This is a genomic window from Vibrio sp. SCSIO 43153 (assembly GCF_023716625.1).
Lineage (GTDB): Bacteria > Pseudomonadota > Gammaproteobacteria > Enterobacterales > Vibrionaceae > Vibrio > Vibrio rotiferianus.
In genome coordinates, this window is sequence record NZ_CP071856.1 from 1778565 (window position 1) to 1796359 (window position 17795).

At 43.5% G+C, this 17795-nt stretch carries 12 protein-coding genes; 5 read left to right on the plus strand and 7 right to left on the minus strand.

Annotated features, from left to right (window positions below):
- Window positions 1-197: 197 nt before the first annotated feature.
- From J4N37_RS24210 to yccS, 3 genes are all read right to left on the minus strand, one after another.
- Window positions 198-491: a hypothetical protein gene (locus tag J4N37_RS24210; protein WP_252042637.1), complete on the minus strand. Its 294-nt coding sequence runs from the start codon at window positions 489-491 to the stop codon at window positions 198-200.
- Window positions 492-569: 78 nt separating this feature from the next.
- Entirely contained in the window at window positions 570-764 is a 195-nt protein-coding gene (locus J4N37_RS24215; protein WP_010452353.1) for a hypothetical protein, read from the minus strand.
- A gap of 191 nt (window positions 765-955) precedes the next feature.
- Window positions 956-3109 carry a YccS family putative transporter gene (gene yccS, locus J4N37_RS24220; protein WP_252042638.1) on the minus strand — a complete coding sequence of 718 codons (2154 nt, stop codon included), beginning with the start codon at window positions 3107-3109 and terminating at the stop codon, window positions 956-958.
- Between the two features lie 292 nt (window positions 3110-3401).
- Here yccS and helD point away from each other — a divergent pair, with 292 nt between their 5' ends.
- A complete protein-coding gene (helD, locus tag J4N37_RS24225; protein ID WP_038886749.1) occupies window positions 3402-5471 on the plus strand; it encodes a DNA helicase IV in 2070 nt (689 codons plus the stop codon).
- Between the two features lie 51 nt (window positions 5472-5522).
- Here helD and J4N37_RS24230 read toward each other — a convergent pair whose 3' ends face one another.
- Window positions 5523-5978, minus strand: a complete 456-nt coding sequence (locus tag J4N37_RS24230) for a methylglyoxal synthase (protein WP_010452347.1) — start codon at window positions 5976-5978, stop codon at window positions 5523-5525.
- A 69-nt stretch (window positions 5979-6047) separates the two neighbouring features.
- Window positions 6048-7052, minus strand: a complete 1005-nt coding sequence (torT, locus tag J4N37_RS24235; RefSeq protein WP_038886757.1) for a TMAO reductase system periplasmic protein TorT — start codon at window positions 7050-7052, stop codon at window positions 6048-6050.
- A gap of 88 nt (window positions 7053-7140) precedes the next feature.
- On the opposite strand from torT, the gene torS reads away from it, so the two are divergent.
- Window positions 7141-10098: a TMAO reductase system sensor histidine kinase/response regulator TorS gene (gene torS, locus J4N37_RS24240; protein ID WP_010452343.1), complete on the plus strand. Its 2958-nt coding sequence runs from the start codon at window positions 7141-7143 to the stop codon at window positions 10096-10098.
- A gap of 119 nt (window positions 10099-10217) precedes the next feature.
- On the opposite strand, the gene J4N37_RS24245 is transcribed toward torS, so the two are convergent.
- Window positions 10218-10409 carry a hypothetical protein gene (locus J4N37_RS24245; protein ID WP_038886761.1) on the minus strand — a complete coding sequence of 64 codons (192 nt, stop codon included), beginning with the start codon at window positions 10407-10409 and terminating at the stop codon, window positions 10218-10220.
- An 18-nt stretch (window positions 10410-10427) separates the two neighbouring features.
- Window positions 10428-12785 carry a fatty acid cis/trans isomerase gene (locus J4N37_RS24250; protein ID WP_252042639.1) on the minus strand — a complete coding sequence of 786 codons (2358 nt, stop codon included), beginning with the start codon at window positions 12783-12785 and terminating at the stop codon, window positions 10428-10430.
- 370 nt (window positions 12786-13155) lie between these two features.
- Between J4N37_RS24250 and J4N37_RS24255 the strand changes: the two genes are divergently transcribed.
- The 3 genes from J4N37_RS24255 (at window position 13156) to J4N37_RS24265 (ending at window position 17733) form a co-directional block, all read left to right on the plus strand.
- Window positions 13156-14268 carry a PEGA domain-containing protein gene (locus tag J4N37_RS24255; protein WP_071235909.1) on the plus strand — a complete coding sequence of 371 codons (1113 nt, stop codon included), beginning with the start codon at window positions 13156-13158 and terminating at the stop codon, window positions 14266-14268.
- Between the two features lie 90 nt (window positions 14269-14358).
- Window positions 14359-16179 carry an SUMF1/EgtB/PvdO family nonheme iron enzyme gene (locus tag J4N37_RS24260; RefSeq protein ID WP_252042641.1) on the plus strand — a complete coding sequence of 607 codons (1821 nt, stop codon included), beginning with the start codon at window positions 14359-14361 and terminating at the stop codon, window positions 16177-16179.
- A gap of 624 nt (window positions 16180-16803) precedes the next feature.
- Window positions 16804-17733 (plus strand): SRPBCC family protein, encoded by a 930-nt coding sequence (locus J4N37_RS24265; RefSeq protein ID WP_252042642.1) that lies wholly within the window; start codon window positions 16804-16806, stop codon window positions 17731-17733.
- Window positions 17734-17795 lie beyond the last annotated feature (62 nt).

A 17795-nucleotide genomic window follows, 5' to 3' on the forward strand; every position in this document is an offset into this window, starting at 1 on the left:
CCCCTTTGAAGCAAAACTTACTAATAACATTAAAGAACTCTCTTAGACTTATAGTTAGCGTTAATTGATTGTCTAGAGAAATCACGTCTTTAATGACACTTTACTAACATGCATTGTCATGTTTTTGAAGAGATATGTCTTCGTAAATAATTATTAAATTATAAATTAAGCGGCTTAAAAGTGAGACAAAATCAACTTTAAACATGAATATCGAGCAAACTGCCGATTACTTCATTGTTTTTTTCAACAACTGACGCACCGATTCGGTTATAAGTCGCTGCTTGAGTTAGTGATACTAAAGGGTCGATAGCATCGTTTGAAGGAGGGGGAAGGGTTGAGCCAATTAGGGTGTTAAGTGATTCAACTTTGTTGAAGCTGAGAGTTTCATCTAATGCAAGTTCAGGTTGTTGTATTTCCTGCACGGCTTGCTCAGCCATCTTTTGAGAGAGCTGAATCATCTGGTTACCGGTACTAATCCCTGATACTGGCATACCGCCTCCATCACTTAATATGCTATATGAAGCATAGTTGGGTAGGGGCTAATTTGCAATGTTGACGTCTATCGCCAATTAGACAAAGAGCTTTGACAACATGTCTTTTTCTTCGCTGGATAGTACTGGTGAGCTAGTCTTATCCAGTTGGTGATTAATCTGGCTCTTTAAGGTTTTCAATTGATTTGAGTTTAGTAGATCCAGTTTATCCATCAGCTCATTAAATTGTTGAGTCGTCATCTCTTTTATCTCTCTCGTCTTTATCACTGCCATGTTTAACCCCTTTGTCATAGTGGCTAGGTGGAGTTGATTACACGTCTAATGATTTTGAGAGTAGATTTTGAACGGTGGTTTATTGTCCGAAAATTGTCAGGTGACGTAAGCAGAAGGTAAGAATTTTCTGACTTTTCAGGGCATCAATGACTTACAAGCGCCAGAATATTTCTGGCGCAGGATTTGCTGTTTTAGTTTGCTCTGACTGCAAACTTGGAGGCGAGAGAATGTAGTTCAGGTAGCATCCGGTAGATAAGATGTAATTGCTGCAGCACCATTCGAGCTGAGTGATCATCTTCATCGCGCCATTCATTCAGGCGTTGTTCCAAGTTGGAGTCGTCAATTGATGACAAATCACACTCTTCACAATGTTGATGTAACTGCTGATGAAGAACGTCTAAATGCTGGTGGATGCAGCGGTGAGCATCGAGTACCAATTGATGGATTGCCTCGTCTTCAATTCTCGTACGGTGCGCACCAAGTGCGGAGATGTAGCTGAGCATTGCATGATTAAGCGTTAAGAATCGGAAGCTTTCATCCACAGCTGTTCGATATTTACCCGGCTCTGCCAGCATCGTACTGATGGCAGAAGAAAGGTTGGCGTCGTTATTGTGAGCCTGACGACGGGCGATTCGGTAACTGAGGTTATCCTTTTTACCAATACGATACTGACCAATGATCTGACCAAGGTATTGTTTGTTTGCATCTATCGCATCTGACATCACTTTGTGTAGGCGCTTCGATTGCCAATCAGGTAGAACAACTAAAACTGCCCCCACCGCGAGCACACAGCCAATCAGTGTATCTGCGAGTCGAGGGAGTACAACTGCATAGCCTTCGCCTAACTGGTTGAACAAGAAAAGTACCAGCAAGGTAATGAAGCCTGTAGCGTAGCCGTAGTTGTTGATGCGGAAGGCGAAGAACATCACGCCTGATAGCACGATGAATACTAACTGGCTTTCTTGTGAAGGAAAAAAGGTGAGAAGCGGAACACCAATTAGTAAGCCTGCTAATGTGCCTATCACACGCGCTGTTAGTTTTTGTCGCGTTGCACTGTAGTTGGGCTGGCACACGAACAACGTGGTGAGCAAAATCCAGTAGCCACGGTCAATATCGAAGGCTTGAATGATTCCATAGCCTACGGTCAGTGCTATCGACATGCGCAGCGCATGGCGAAACAGCATTGAGTCTTTATGTAGGTTGGCAGCAATGCGTTGCCACATCGCTTTTAACGTGTGTGGGTTGGTGTCATCAAGCACGTCTTCTTCTAAACGTTCTGCATCAGGGTTGTTGATATTGTTTAACTGTTTCTCTACCGTCGCAAGGTTGTTGAAGAGGTAGGTAAGTTGAGCCAACAAACGCTTCCAGTGGCTTTGTTGCTGCTCTTCCAAATACCCTAATGAGTTTTGTAACTCCGCCAATGCCAAAATAGATTGGTCTGTGTGGGTGTATTCGTTTCCTAATCGAATAGCATGAGCAATATCACGACAAGCTTGAGCTTGTGATTCCAGTAAGTATTTAAAGCGGAACAATACATCTGAACGTTCGAATTCTGTGGCTAAGTCTTGATAGCGATAGTGGCTTGAACTGACGCGCTCATGGATATCTTGTGCAATAAAATAGATGTTCAAGAATCGGTCACTCGGGCCGTCAATGTGTCCACGCTTAGAGCGGCTTAATAACGTGGCTTTACACGCATTGAGTGCATTTACTGTTGCTGCATTGAGTTTTGCAGCCTCAATTCGCATTGGTTGTGGTGTCAGGTTCGTGACCGGGTGAAATAGCTTTGCTTTAGCGTCTAGGTAGTTGGCAATTTGTAAGAACACAGTTGCAAGGCTTTGTTGAACTGGCTGAAGGGGCCAGAATATTTGCCAAATCATGGACATAAAGTAATACCATGCAGCACCTGTCAATAGCAGTAATGGTTGGAACCAAATGTTGGTACTTTCATGCGCTCCGAGCATGGCGTAGATAGCTATGAGTAGTGAACCAAATGCAATGCTTGCGTATTTGGGGCCAATAGCGCCAAGCATAATAAAGCCAAAGGTTGACACAAATAGACCAACAGCAAACGCCCAAGGTGTATTAAACAGAATCTCAATAGAGAATGCGGCGACAGCAAAACAAATAAAGGTAAGAATTAGTGCTTTAATCCTACCAGTGAAGCTATCATCACTTTCCGCCAATGCGGCTGCAATAACACCCAATATAAGGGGCGTTATTAGTACATTTTGATCGAAGTACCAAGCAGGAATCACTACCCCTAACAAGGTAATTAAAATCAGAATGCTGTAATTAATGGTTTTGTTTGCCCAATAGAGGCGTAATTTTAAAGCAGCTTGCACAATGCGCCTTTCGTTGCCGGTGGAAAACGAGAGAATTCTAACAAACTCACTATAACGTGTTTATGACCTATTTTAATAAAAAACGTCACATGGTCAGGAAATCAACAGAATAGTCATTGACTTAACGTGTTGGTTGTCGAAGAAGAAGTGATACGTGTATACAAATTCTACAGTAATGTGATTTTTAATTAAGAATACAGACAGAAGGCGATTTGTGCTTCATCCATCGCTACAATTTGAGCGTCTAAAATGATATAAAACGAAAACTTCTATACTAAAAGGCGCACCTTTCATGCAGCTTACTGCCTCCAATAAAGCACAGTTTTTTATTCAAAATGAGTATTACCAGGTAGAAATAAAAGAAAACAGTGTTTTATTGAGTTCAGTGGGCAGTGAAGAACACATACCATTTACGATTTGGAATGGCAAAGTTAGCGTTAAACGTGGTCTACTTTGGAGCTCGCTTCAGTTCTTCGCTCATGAACAAGATAGCATGCAACAGAGCTGGTTAGTGCAAGGTTTGCCGTGGCCGCAGTGTCGCAAGTTTGCCGTCGAGGCGGTTAGAAAATATCAAGAGTGGCACAATAATCAGTGCCGTAAGCTCGCAGAATACCTTCCTAAGTGGGAAGATGAGTTGTATCAACTTCAGCATTTACCTGCTTATCTACCGCATTCGAAAGTGCAAAATTGGGTCGAACAACTTAATTCTGAGCTCGTTGAAATCAAGACCAGCTTGGCAGAAGCGAAAATGCGTATGCCAAATCGTATGGCAGAGATTGAACCATGGCTTTCTGACACTTCTAACACATTGAGCAAACGAAATCATGAGTGGCTGGAGAATGAACGCCCAAATTGGGAAGTGCTATTTAGCCGTATTGAGTCTTCACCGTTGAATCTTTCGCAGCAGCATGCAGTACTGCTTAACGATGATCATAACCTTGTTTTAGCTGGGGCTGGGTCAGGTAAAACAAGCGTACTGACGGCACGTGTGGCGTATTTGCTGCAAAGCCACCAAGCTCAAGCTGAAGAACTATTGATGCTCGCGTTTGGCCGTGATGCTGCAACAGAGATGAAAGGTCGTTTGGTCGACAAAGTGGGATTGGCTGCAGAAGGCGTACGCGTCAATACTTTCCATCAACTTGGTTTGCGCATTCTAAATCAAGTTGAGCCGCAACCTGTAGAGATCAGCCCGCTCGCATTGGATGACAATCAACGTACAGCATGGTGCATCGATTGGCTCAAGAAACACTGGATGACTCCGACTAACTTTAAGCGTTGGCAAAAGCACTTGGACAAATGGCCGATCGCTTATTTGAAAGGTGACGATGAGTTAGGCAGTCACTCAGAAAACCCAAAACTGATCGCTTGGCTAGATCAACAACTGTCTCAGCTTGCGGCGGTTGGTCTTACCAAGAAGCAAGTGCAAGAGAGGCTGGTTAATCATCAAGACTACACGCGTTTGAACAGCGAGTTGGCGCTGTGTTGGCCATGTTTTAGTGCGTGGCAAAAGATGCTGAAAGAGACTAATCACGTTGATTTTCCAACCATGATCAGTCGTGCAACCGACTACGTGAGTAAAGGTAAATATATATCACCTTGGCGCTTTATCATGGTGGATGAGTACCAAGATATTTCCCCTGATCGTTTGGCTCTGATTGAAGCATTGTGTGAGTCAACACAAAAGCAAGCCGGTGCGACCTTGTTTGCTGTCGGAGATGACTGGCAGGCGATTTATCAGTTTGCCGGAGCAGATGTTGATTTGACGACAGGCTTCCAAGACCGCTTCATTCATTCGACAGTGCATCACCTAGATACGACCTATCGCTTTAACAACCAAATTGGTGATGTGGCGAATACTTTTGTGCAAGAGAACCCGTCTCAGTTGCCGAAGACACTTAATAGTCATAAGCAACGTAAGCAGAAGAGTGTGCATACTACACCGAGTAATCAAGTTGAGAAGATTCTTGATCAACTTAATCAACAAGCGAAGAAAACCAAATCTGTGCTGTTGTTGGGACGTAACCATTACCATAAGCCAGATCTATACGATGATTGGTTGAAGCGTTTTCCAAATCTTGATGTTCGCTTTATGACTTGTCATGCGAGCAAGGGGAGGGAAGCAGACTTTGTTATTATTCTCTCGGTCGATGAAGGACAGTTTCCTGCTAAGAAGAAGCAAGTGCATATCGACGGTGCACTTTGTGAATCAAAAGACAAGTTCCCATATGCAGAAGAACGCCGCTTGTTCTATGTTGCGTTAACACGAGCAAAAGAAAAGGTATGGATTACTCATACTGGTGCGGGTTCTGGTTTTGTTCAAGAATTGGTAAACGGAGATTACCCGGTTGCAAGTATGCAATAGAATGAAGGCGAAGCGATTGTTCGCCCTCTCTATTCTCACGGTAAGGGCAAATTAAGTACGTTCCGCTAAATAGGCATCGTAATCAGGGACTTCCACTTCTACTTCTTGATTAAGTAGTGGAGACTCAAACAAGAACTTTGCTGTTGCTCTGTTGGTTGCAACAGGGATGTTCCAGACACTTGCAATACGCAGGAGTGCTTTTACATCTGGGTCATGTGGAACAGCATTAAGTGGATCCCAGAAGAAAATAAGCATATCGATTTTCCCTTCTGAGATCAGAGCACCAAGCTGTTGGTCTCCTCCCATCGGGCCACTGATCATGCTTTTGATTGCAAGGCCAGTTTCTTTACTTAACATATGGCCTGTTGTGCCAGTCGCGTAGAGAAAATGTCCCTGTAACTTCTCTTTGTTCTGTTTCACCCAGCGTAGAAGTTCAGGTTTGTAGTTGTCATGTGCAACCAATGCAATATGCTTGTGGGTAGGCATGGTGCGAATCGTTTTTTGCATCAAGTTATTTCCGTTATCGATTTTATTCTGTGTAATTTGTTGTTACTTATAGAACACGTTTTTCGATCTTCATTCAACCGCTTTAACGCTGAATGTCGGCCTATACTCTGACGGAGATAACGATTCTTCAATTGTTTCGTCATGAAGGGTCTTTGGGGTCAGTGCTTTTATCTTAGGGCTAGCTTGTTTTTCGTACGATTGGTTTCGTAAATAGCTTGCAGCTTGAATCAAAGATAAACGGCCTTGCTCGACCATCTTGTCGGTAGGAGCGAACAATACTTTATCTCGAAGTAGCCCTCGATAGACACCATGACTCAAATAAACAGACACTAAGCCAATTTCATCTGTCTTTTGTGCACTACGTAACTCACTAATTGCAGCCTCAATAGCCACGGCACTTCCAACAATGTAGTCAATGTCACCCATGTCAATAACACGTTGAACAATGTTTCGCTGTAGTTCTTTATCGTTGTCAGCCCAGAAGCTATCAACAACATGGATGTCGCTACCCTTAATGGCTTCATAGAAACCCTCGGTAACGGGCTTTGTGCCTCCGCGAGTTTTTGGGCCTAATAACAAAGCGATATTGGTTTGACCGCTACCCTTAGGATGACGCTGAGCTAAGAATTTCCCGGACTTGTAACCCATCCAATACCAGTCAACCCCAACAACACCTTTTAAAAGTTTGCTTTGCTCGTCATCTAGCTTGAGTTCGTTGACTGTCGCAAATACGGGAGTGTTACCTACCCATGATTTTAGGTTGTGTTCGTAAGCTTGCGGATCGACAGTACCCAGAATAATAGCGTCTGCACCCCATTGGGTGCATAGGGCTAATTGTTGTTCCTGGCGAGACTTATTTGGATAACCGCCTGCCTCAAGTACACGTAAGTCGACACCGAGTTTTTCCGCTTCGGAAACCATTCCATAGTTTACTGATAGCCAGTATGAGTCCTTTAAATGTGGATAAATGGCACATATTTTTTCAGCTGCGAACGTTGGCACTGAAGCGAAAAGTGACAGTGTTAAGGCAGAATGTCCGAAAATTGTGCGAATTAAGCGCTGATTTATAACCATGAAATGAAGTTCGTTGGCATAGATTAAGTAAACACTGCAAAATATAACGTAAACTAACGCCGAACACGAACATTAAGGTAAGGAATATATGTTGCTAGCAACAGCGAGCATCGGTCGCAAGTTACTTTTGTCTTTTATTGCGATGGCGATGTTGGTGATGGCATCTGCGTTAATTGGGGTGTCAGGGTTTTCTTTGGTAGCCAAAACTGAAAGGAATGTCGTAGATGCCGCTATCCCTGCAATGATTGAGGCTCGTCAGGTTTCTGAGCTGAGTACGCGTATCATTTCTTCTGTTCAAATGCTTTCTAATGCACAAAATGAAAAAGAGCGTAAAGAAGCAGGAAAGGTGCTTTTTGAACAGCTCGAATCACTACTTTCCCATATTAAAGAGCTGGGAGGGGAGTCGTTCGACGCGGGTCTTTTAGAAAAGTTAGAGACGAATGTTCAAAATGTCATCAATAACTTGGCAGATCTTGGTGTCTCGGTAGAACGCAAGCTTTGGCTCGCTAAGGAAATAGAAACTCGTGTTGAGGAAATGCGCTTATTGAGTGAGGAGTTAGAACAACTAACACGTACCCAAGTGCAAAATACAAGCACGATTGCAGTAGCGAATGTCACCCATATTTACGACTTGCTAGAAGCAAATAAGAAACAACAAGTTTATCAAGCGTTAGATGCTTTGGTAGAAGTGGATCTAGACCTCTCTGAACGTTTGCACGAGTTACATTTGTTGGCTTTTAAAATGCTCAACCAGATTGAAGAAGCCCGCACGCTAACAAATATGGATCGTATTCAGCAAGTTCAGCATGCATTTGAAGATAACCTGAAGATAATGAAGCGTCGCGTACTTGCTGTTGAAGACCCGACTCGTTCGAAGCAAATGGCCCAGCTTCTAACTGAACTGGGTAAGCGTCAGGTTGTGTTCACCATATTAATGCAACAATATGAAAATAATGACCAATCTCAGCAGTTAATGCACAAAACGTTGGAGTTATTCTCAGAACTAAACAGCACAGTTAACAAATTGGTGGATGACTCAAATCAAACTACTACTGTTGCGGTTGATCAGCTCACTAGCACACTGAAGTTTGCTCAGTGGTCGCTTACTGTTATTTCTATCGTTGGCCTTATTATCGTGGTGCTTATCTTATGGCGAGTCGTTTATGTCTCGGTCGTAAAACGTTTGGCTGAATACTCTGCGGCACTGTTGTCTGTCGCTCAAGGGAATCTGGCTGTAGAGTTAGAGGTTAAAGGGAAGGATGAACTTGCTCATATGGGGCAGGCGATTATTACGGCAAGAAATACAGCACAAGCTTTAAAAGTCGTCGCTGAAGGTGAAGCGAAAGCAAAACGTGATTTAGAGGAACATAAGGAGCACCTTGAAGAGCTAGTTGAAGATCGCACCTCTCAGTTGAAACAAGCGAACCGACGTCTGAATGAAGAAGTGCTAAATCATGCTGAAGCCCGCAAGCAAGCTGAGCAAGCAAGTCGAGCAAAATCGGCGTTCTTAGCCACAATGAGTCATGAAATTCGCACACCTATGAACGGTGTGTTAGGAACGGCTCGATTGTTGATTGATTCGGGTTTGAATCCTATTCAGAAACGTTATGCCGAAATCATCAACCGCAGTGGTAAAACGCTGTTGGCGATTTTGAATGACGTACTGGATTACTCGAAAATTGAAGCAGGGCATTTGGAGATCCGCAGTTTAGGTTTCGATTTACATCAAATGATTGAAGACACCTTCCAGTTAATGAACGGCAAGGCTCAAGAGAAGAAGCTTCTTTTCTCTTACCACATTGAGAGCGATGTAGGTCGTTACTGGAAGGGAGATGTAACTCGCATTAACCAAGTTCTAAGCAATTTAGTCGGTAATGCGATTAAGTTCACCGAAGAAGGCGAGATTGATATTTACGTCAGCTTAAATCCTGAAGATGAATCCCAAGTTCTGTTTGAAGTCTCTGATTCAGGGATAGGTATAGCGAAGAAAGATCAGAAGACACTGTTCGATGCTTTCACTCAAGCGGAGGGTGGCTTGAATCAAACGGGTGGTACAGGTTTAGGTTTGGCGATCAGTCGTCGGATTATTCAAGCGATGGGTGGCTGCTTGGATGTAGACTCGGATGAAGGGCAAGGCAGTAGGTTTTGGTTCTCTATTCCATTAGAAGAAAGTGAACCTGTAGAAACCGTGTCTATCGCAAGTGCGCGCTGTAAAGTCCGCGCGAAAGTACTCGTTGTAGAAGATAATCCGGTCAATCGTGTCGTTGCTGAAGGGTTCTTAGAGAGCATGGGGCACGAAGTTATGATGGCAGAGACTGGCTTAGACGCAGAACAGATCATTGATAAGCATGATTTTGACATTGCATTAGTCGATATCAACTTGCCAGATTGCAACGGTGCTGATTTAATCCACCGCCTTAAACGTATTGAGAGAAACAAACCAGCTGACAAAGCGTTGGTGCCAACTCCAATGGTGGCCGTTTCTGCTCATGTTTTTGCAGAAGAAGTAGAAAGCTATTTGGCAGCGGGTTTTGATGGCTACTTACCTAAACCCATGGAAAAAGAAGCGCTTGCGGCACTGATTCAAGATATGCTTGAAGGTAGACAACTCTTACTTCCTCAAAATTGCGTGGCTCAACAAGAGCAGAACACAACGACAGAAAATAATGAACAAACGGTCCTTGATGACCCAATAGCAGAGGAGCCAGCGATGGTTATCATTAACCCTAACGTGATTCAGTCTGACATGAAGATTTTGGGCAGAGAGAAAATGCTGCACATTATCGACCTGTTTAGACAAACGAGCGCGGATGTATTGAGCCAACTTGAGACCTCTGATAAAAATGGTGACAGCCGAGCGGTAAAAGATCTTGCTCACAAGCTCAAAGGCAGCGCGGGTAGCTTAGGTTTGACGGCGTTGATGAATACTTGTCAAGTTATCGAGATTGCGCCAGAGCCGTTAGAAGCGTACGCAAAGACTAGTGACGCGTTGAAGCAGCAAGTTAATGAGTCAGTCATCGCTCTTGATGAGCTTATGGTAGAATAACTTCGGATTCCTAGCTTAATAGCGAAAGTACAACAGCATTCAACTTGTATGTAGTCAAGCGCGTTGGGGTTACTTGAGTATATAAACAAAAACCTCCGGCTCAATCCGGAGGTTTTTTTCTATTTGGTCAAATTATCATCCCACTCAAACCGAGTGTCTATGGCGTATGGATCATCGTCCAATGGATGTTCCACTCTGCCACGTAAGTATTCGAGTTGGTGCTCAAGCATATTGACCGTATCGTAGTCTCCCTCTGAGCAGGCAACGTAAATTTGTTGCTCGAGAGCGGCAATGTTATCTCGGATACTCATGAGAACCCCCTTAGATCATCATCGATTCTCAAAACGATTATAGTCAAGTAAACCAAATTCGATCGGTTGTTTTGTACGATACCAATCATGCAAACGATCGCTAAATGGCCAGAATTCGTCAGAGCTGCGGCGAATCGCAAACTTATCCAACAACTTAACGTACTCGTCCTCTGATTTAAGATTGCTGAAATTATCGACAAATTCTTTTATCTGATTTTCTTTAAGCGAGAAAAATACGGCTGGGTAACTGCCAACAACACCTCGAACGATGGTCATACCATCGTTTGCGAAGTCGCGGTTACTCTCTTCATCAAACAAACTAGAAATATTGATATGTGCGTTATTATGCAGCAGGGTAAACAGCTCATCTTGACCTGAATTACTGCGCACCATCAGCATGGTGATTTGCGGCACAGTTTGGAGTCCCTCTCCACGAACTTGGTTGATACTTGCCAACTGCTGTTCACTCTCTACCGTTAGCGCGGTATCTACAATGTCATAACGTGGTAACAGGATAGGTGAAACCTGCTTGCGCAAGATGTCGAGCAGTTCGGATTTCGGGTCGTCAGTATGGTACACAACGCTAGTCGGTTGGCTAAATGGCGCGACATTACGCTGTAAGAAGTCGCTCAGCTGACGTGGTTGATCTTGGTACCAACTTGAGTGCTCTTGATGACGCATATCGGCAGGCAATAGGGCAATAAAATTACTTTCCCCTTCAAGACGAAGGAAGTCCATGAACATACGAGTGATCAACTGATGGCCAAAGTTGCCATAAACATCAAACCCAGCAACGAGTAGATAGTGAATTCGCTCAAGTAGAGCATAGTCCAGCACCCAAGCTGTCTTTGGTTGTTCTCCGACTAAGCCCTGCACGACAGATGCGCTGTCAAAGTGACGGAATACCGTTAGCGCTGCATTCGGATTGGTGCCGTTACCATCCCAAATCACATCCGTAGAAAGATGCTCGCCGTTTTTGAACCATTTGTTGATGAAGTCTGATTTAGCCTCTAGGTAACGAGCTTGCTGGCGTGAGTACTTCACCCAGTTTGTTACTGGTACGGTATTGCTTTCTAACTCGCCCGGAAGCTTCAAATTATCTGCTTGGGAGCGATAAAACTCGTTAACCTCAGGAATATCCGCTTTGTCTGGATCGAGGAAGAACACCCAGAAACGGTCGTTAATTACATTCAGTGCTAATTGACCGCGACACACCGGACCTTTGATGTAAGCCATAATGGTGTTTTGCGCATTATCCAGCATGAACTCGAAGCGAGATTTCACTGGTAGGTCAATGAATGCAGTCATCGGGTTAGCAGCGACTTCCGGCTCGTAACTTGGCAGCTGTGCCACTTTGTAATCGGCATCAATGAACCACTTTTTCCAGTTTTCAATGCGTTGTTTATTCAAGGCAAACGGCATGTGGGTCTTATCCACGATAGTGCCTTGCTCTGGAATAATACGGTAGTAAACGCGTTCCACTTCGGGATCATCATATGGACGACGTGTGGTAATGCGTTTTACAGGTTCGCCGGGAGGCGTCGCAGAGCGAACTAATATAAAGAATCGAGGCTGTTCTCCATCTAATTCAGAGAAATATATGTGAGACAAAAACAGATGTTCGTAGATGTAGCGAGCAGCAAGTTGATTCTTACGAGAGCTCTTGTTGAGTAACGCTTCGTACTTGTCTACTTCTGCTTGTTGTTGCTCGGTCAACGGTACATGTGCGTTCATGATCGCGCCGTTCTTTAACCAAAGCATCAATGTTTGATACTCCGCTGAAGTTAAGTTCGGCATACCAAAAGGCATTCCCCATGTTGGGTTGTCTTGCTCATATTGCGCGTATTCTTCAATCGTCGGACAGGTTTGTTCACGATCGATAGAAAAATCGAAGCCTTCTAGCTGAACTTGGTCGGGAAGAGGGTGGCGCTCCTTTTGTTGCAGCATTCGTGCAATTAGACCGGCATCCATGTTAGCCGCCATGCTCTGCTCACGTTCGTTAAGCACAGGATGGAAGCCAGCGTCACGCCACTCCTGAGTGGTTTGTGCATCTTCAAATAGACGAGTTGGGGCAGCGGCAGTGAGGCGAGTGCCTTCATATACTAAAGCTTTGCTTGCTCCTCGGTCTATGCCTTCTACGGAAGAAAGTTTGAGCTGACAAGGGGCATCGTAGCAGGCATGGCAAACCACACAGCGATTATCAACAATAGGTTTGACGTCATGTTGAAAGAAATCCGCTTGTGGTTTATCAATCGTTGCGGTTCGTTCACGTACTTGTTCAGGACCGAACAAACTATCGTAGTTCAATCCAGCATAGGTTGCGCAGCCTGCAAACAGAGTCACAAAGCTAACAATAATAATATGTTTATATCTCATGAATATTGAAGGTTTTAGTTATTGTATGTTTATTATACCTAAGTGGCTTAATTGTGCAGGGTTGATTCCAAACTCGCGCTTGAATGTATCATTTAAATGTGAAACTACGTGCGGTAGGTTTGTGTGAATTACTTAATTTACCATTAATAAAAAGCTCAGAAATGTGATTTAAGCATACCTTTGTGGGGGATTTTAAATTTCTTTTTGTTATACAATGCCTTGATAGGTTTGGGGATTTGAAGTGCAAATTTTAACCACTCCTCGGTTTCTCTATAAAGCTCAAAAATAAAAATAGAGATAAGTTGTCTATTGGGTAAATTGCCATTACCCCGGCGTATAGTTTGATGCCGCGTTACATTAGCAGGGAATTATGAAAACACGTTCAGTTTCAGCGCTTACCATTGCGCTAGCTTGCTCTATGGGTTCGACTTACGTACTAGCCCAAGACGGTGCTCAGCCAGACCTTGTTGCTGCTGTTGACCAAAAAATCGAAATTAAGCATCAAGAGATTCAAGATTTAGACGCAAAGTATGACGAGCAAAAATCGGCACTGCGTCAATTACAGAATGATAAAGTGCGTTTGGCATCTGCGGGTGAAGAGCTAGAGGCTAAAAGAAACCGTGCTAAGTCAGCGCTTGATAAGCAGTATTCCCGCTTGCTAGAAGACCCTGATACAGATCTTGTCTCTTTCCAAAAGCAGTACCAAGAGAGTTGGGCCGCAGTAAAAGATAATCAAACAGAACAGCTTAAGCTAACCCAGTCTATAGAAGAATCCGAATCTCGCCTTTCACAGCTTAAGCATAAGTTAGCTAGAATGAATAGTGAGTACACAAACCTTCAAGAGTCGCGTTTTGATGCTCGTGTAAAGCGTCTGGAAACAGAGCTAAGAGAAAGTGCCGTTTTAGAGACTCGTTATACAACAAACTGTTCACCTTCTATGACTTTGGGCGAGTGTAGTAGTCAAGGTCAGTACCTGACAAAGCAAAAAGCGGTGAATACCTTTAAAGGTAAGTTGATCAACGAGTTAACTGAATCAGAGCTTGTACGTCAGAATTTGCAAGGAGTTCAGCTGAACATTTACGTACAGGAAAGCCAAGTAATTGAAAGTGGTTTCTCTGGTAACGGTGATTACGCGACACATATTCAAGCGCAACTTCAGGCAAGACCGGAAGCGACGGCAGCATGTAAGCTTCTGGGGCTATCAACTCGTTACTGTCTAAATGGTCAAGCAACAACAAAAACATCAAGTAAGAAGCAGCCACCTAAAAGTTGGGTTAACTTGACAGTTCGTTCTGATCAATATGGTGATGCGGTGACGATTAACGGTGTAAGCTATGGCAGCACACCCGTTGAGTTGATGCTGCCGAAAGGTAAGCACCAAGTTACGGTATCCAAGCAAGGCTATGAAACTTACAATCGTGAAATTTACCTTAACAACCGTGATACGGTTTGGGTTAAGCTTGCCGAAAACAGCAAAGGCTAAGAGTCTTCAAAGCTATTGAATCATCGCCACTTTACCATACATATGGTGAAGTGGCGTTTTGCGTCATAACTAGAAATATAAGTAGGAACAATGCGTTACGGTTTATCTGCTCTTGTGTTGGCGATGGTCCCTTCACTTGCATCACTGCCAACTCTCGCTCAAATTGAGCCTAGCCAGACTCCAACGGCTATTCAAAGTACGTTGTTTGAGAAAAACTCAGAATTGCAGGATGCGAAGGAACATGTTTCTGAAATCCAAACGCGATTTGACAATCAAATTGCTGAGACTTCCAGGCTCTCAAAGCAGATTAACAGCTTGGAAACGAAGCTAGCCAAAGCGAAATCACAATTATCAGCGGATTATGCCAAGATGATTGATGAACCAGAGCTTGATATTACTCCTAGCCAGCAACATTACCAAAGTGCTTGGAATGACGTTAAAAAAGCTCAGTCAGATTTGTTGGCATCGCAGCAGAAGCAAGAAGAAATCAAGAACGAGCTTTCAGAAGCCAAGGCAATTCAACATCAAGTCGAGTTGACGATTCATGAGTTAAGTGAGAAGAAAAAACGAGCTCGAGTTGCGTTGCTTCGAGAAGAGATTCAAAAAACAGGCACAGAGACAGTGAGTTATGTAAATACCTGTGCCAGTGACATGACATTGGATGCGTGTAAGAAGCAAACATTAAACTTAGCGATTCAGAAAGCGGTTGGACAATTTAAATCAAATGTCATAGCCAACACTTCAGAATCGCAAATCGTGTTGCAAAATCAAGCTTCGGCCTCTTTGAATATCCATGTATCAGAGTATTCAGAGGGGGCGTCTCGTTTCTTTGACCAGAACAGGTATAAAACCACTTTAAAAGTGGGCATGACGTCAAAGCCTGCCGATAACGCTGCGTGCAAGTTGTTAGACCTTGATTCAAAGTATTGTTTTGCACCATCACTAGGAGAGGAGCAATCGCAAAGTGTCGAGATTGCTTGGCATACGGTGATGATTCGCTCTAGTCAATTTGATGATCGTGTGACAATTGATGGTGTTCGCTATGGCTCAACGCCAATAGAGGTGATGCTATCAGGTGGCACTCATCAAATTACGATTGAGAAAGAGGGTTACAAATCATTTAGCCGCCAATTTACCATTGGGCAGGATCAAACAATCCGTGCAAACCTAGTTGCAAAATCTAATGCACCAAAGGCTGGGGAGACTTTTGCCGACTACATCAATAAAAACACTAATGCACCAGAAATGTCTGTGGTTACCGCTGGTACTTTTTTAGTCGGTGAAAATGCGGCAAAACAGGTTACCCTGTCTAAAGGATTTGCATTGGGGATTGCCCCAGTGACGGTCGAAGAGTTCAACGCATTTGTGACAGCAACGGGTTACAAAACCGACGCTGAGTTGACTCATATTTGTACAACCATTGATGAAGCGACGATTGTGCCAGTGGCAGGAAACAATTGGCAGTCACCTGGTTACAAGCAAAATACCGATTATCCAGTGGTTTGTGTGAGTAAAAATGATGCTAATGCGTACGCTAATTGGTTATCTAAGCAGACAGGCTACAAGTACCGTCTACCTTCTGAGGATGAGTGGGAAATCGCCAGTCGAGCAGGCTCTACAGATGCGTACTGGTGGGGCAGTGATTTCGGTGTAGGTAGAGCAAACACAGGTTGGGGCGGTACACCTTGGTCAAACCAAAGTGCGTCTCCTGTTAAGTCATTCGCAGCCAACCATTTGGGCATGTACGATATGGTAGGTAATGTTTGGGAGTGGACAGCCGACCCGAAAGGTATATTAAAGGGTGGAGCATGGAGCTTCTCCGCGGATAAAGCAAAATCTGAAGCTCAATTGTTTATCTCACCGTCGTCTGCTGCAAACTTTGCCGGATTCAGGGTTTTAAGAGAGCTATAAAAAGGATAGGGCAACCCTGGTGATTGGCTTTTTAAACCAGATGTTGCTCTACCGTTTTAGTCTAAATTTCAACCTGTTGACCATCGGATTGATATTTTTTACTCTCATTGATTTTACTTTGGCTTTACATCTAACAGGTATGATAACAAGAGTTAAATCGTTGCGAAATGTTGAGCACGGATCACGCCTCCTATCTTTAAAGTGATGCACAGTAATATAGGGTGCAACCGAATTCAGCTTATACCATGGTACTTGTTGGTTTCTTTCATTGTTAGCTAAGGTTGTTGATTCGGGCATTCCGTATTGGGTTCTCTGAAAGGGAATCTTCTGAGCTAACACAGCATATTTGCTTTGATCATGTTGGGCATTGTGCAATCTTTGACTTTCATTCTACCTATAAGACTCTTCATAGAGTGCTAAAACTATGTGCGTTGTACATTAGAAATTTGAGGGTGTGACAACATACTGAAGACATAACCATTTGCATTAGAGGTTACGTCATTTAATCACGCGGCATGGGTAGTTGTGTCCTGTCTTTATTTCTGCCTAACTGTCAGTGAAACAAGAAAAAACTTCGATATCGATTAGACTCAAAAGAGTCAAAGTGAATTGCAAGGAGTGGTTATGCTCTCGTATCAGGTCAATCGAAGTATCGAAATTGAAAAGACACAAAGTGACATCATCGAGTATTTGAAAGACTTTACCCATTGGCCTGATTGGTCGCCATGGATCATTATGGAACCGGAATGCGAACTCACTTACAGTGAGGAACAAGGTGTCGTTGGCTCTGGGTATCAGTGGAACGGTAAGCGTATCGGAACAGGTGCGATCGTGCTAGAAAGTACCCAAGAACATCGTCTAGACATGGAGTTACACTTCTTTCGCCCTTTTCAAAGTCACGCAAAAGTTACCTTTATTGTCACGCCGTCTTCTAATGGTTGTACTGTAGAGTGGCAGATGCAATCACGTGTTCCATGGTTTCTCGTCTTCTTTAAAACCATGGTTAAGTCCATGATAGAAATGGATTATGAGCGTGGTTTGCGTATGCTTAAAAGTCAACTGGAAACGGGACAAATCCTTTCACAGCTCACGGATCTTGGTTTACGTAAACAAAATGAGATTAGCTACATTGGTTTGACTGGAGCCGGAACGCTCTCAGAGGTTCCTGCTGTTATGCAAGAGCATGTCTCGCGTTTGTTTGATATGGCATACAAAGAAAATCTCCCCGTGACTGGCGAAATGTTTTGTTTTTACCTTTCGATGGACATGAAACGCGGTTATTTCGAGTTCATTACATGTTTACCAGTACAAAAAAGTGTTGTAGCGACCGGGGATTTTGTTGCTGGAACTATTCCGACTTGCGAAACTTATGCAGTGGAACACAAGGGTGAATATCAATTTTTAGGTAATGCATGGTCGTATGCGATGAATCTTACTCGGCACAATGGCATCAAAGTGAAGACCAAACCGTTGGGCATTGAACGCTACCTTAATAACCCGAATGACACTGACAAAGCAGATTTGTTGACTGAAGTGATTGTGTTCAAGAAATGATGTGCGTTGTAAAACTATGAAGCTACGCCATGTTTCATCCTAAGTGCATGATAGTATTCGTT

What these genes read in the sequence shown, in the direction of transcription:
- J4N37_RS24230 (WP_010452347.1), bottom strand. Translation starts at nt 5,978, where the DNA reads ATGCAAAAAACGATTCGCACCATGCCTACCCACAAGCATATTGCATTG.
- J4N37_RS24250 (WP_252042639.1), bottom strand. Translation starts at nt 12,785, where the DNA reads ATGAGATATAAACATATTATTATTGTTAGCTTTGTGACTCTGTTTGCA.
- J4N37_RS24265 (WP_252042642.1), top strand. Translation starts at nt 16,804, where the DNA reads ATGCTCTCGTATCAGGTCAATCGAAGTATCGAAATTGAAAAGACACAA.
- J4N37_RS24245 (WP_038886761.1), bottom strand. Translation starts at nt 10,409, where the DNA reads ATGAGTATCCGAGATAACATTGCCGCTCTCGAGCAACAAATTTACGTT.
- J4N37_RS24255 (WP_071235909.1), top strand. Translation starts at nt 13,156, where the DNA reads ATGAAAACACGTTCAGTTTCAGCGCTTACCATTGCGCTAGCTTGCTCT.
- helD (WP_038886749.1), top strand. Translation starts at nt 3,402, where the DNA reads ATGCAGCTTACTGCCTCCAATAAAGCACAGTTTTTTATTCAAAATGAG.
- J4N37_RS24260 (WP_252042641.1), top strand. Translation starts at nt 14,359, where the DNA reads ATGCGTTACGGTTTATCTGCTCTTGTGTTGGCGATGGTCCCTTCACTT.
- torT (WP_038886757.1), bottom strand. Translation starts at nt 7,052, where the DNA reads ATGGTTATAAATCAGCGCTTAATTCGCACAATTTTCGGACATTCTGCC.
- J4N37_RS24215 (WP_010452353.1), bottom strand. Translation starts at nt 764, where the DNA reads ATGGCAGTGATAAAGACGAGAGAGATAAAAGAGATGACGACTCAACAA.
- J4N37_RS24210 (WP_252042637.1), bottom strand. Translation starts at nt 491, where the DNA reads ATGCCAGTATCAGGGATTAGTACCGGTAACCAGATGATTCAGCTCTCT.
- torS (WP_010452343.1), top strand. Translation starts at nt 7,141, where the DNA reads ATGTTGCTAGCAACAGCGAGCATCGGTCGCAAGTTACTTTTGTCTTTT.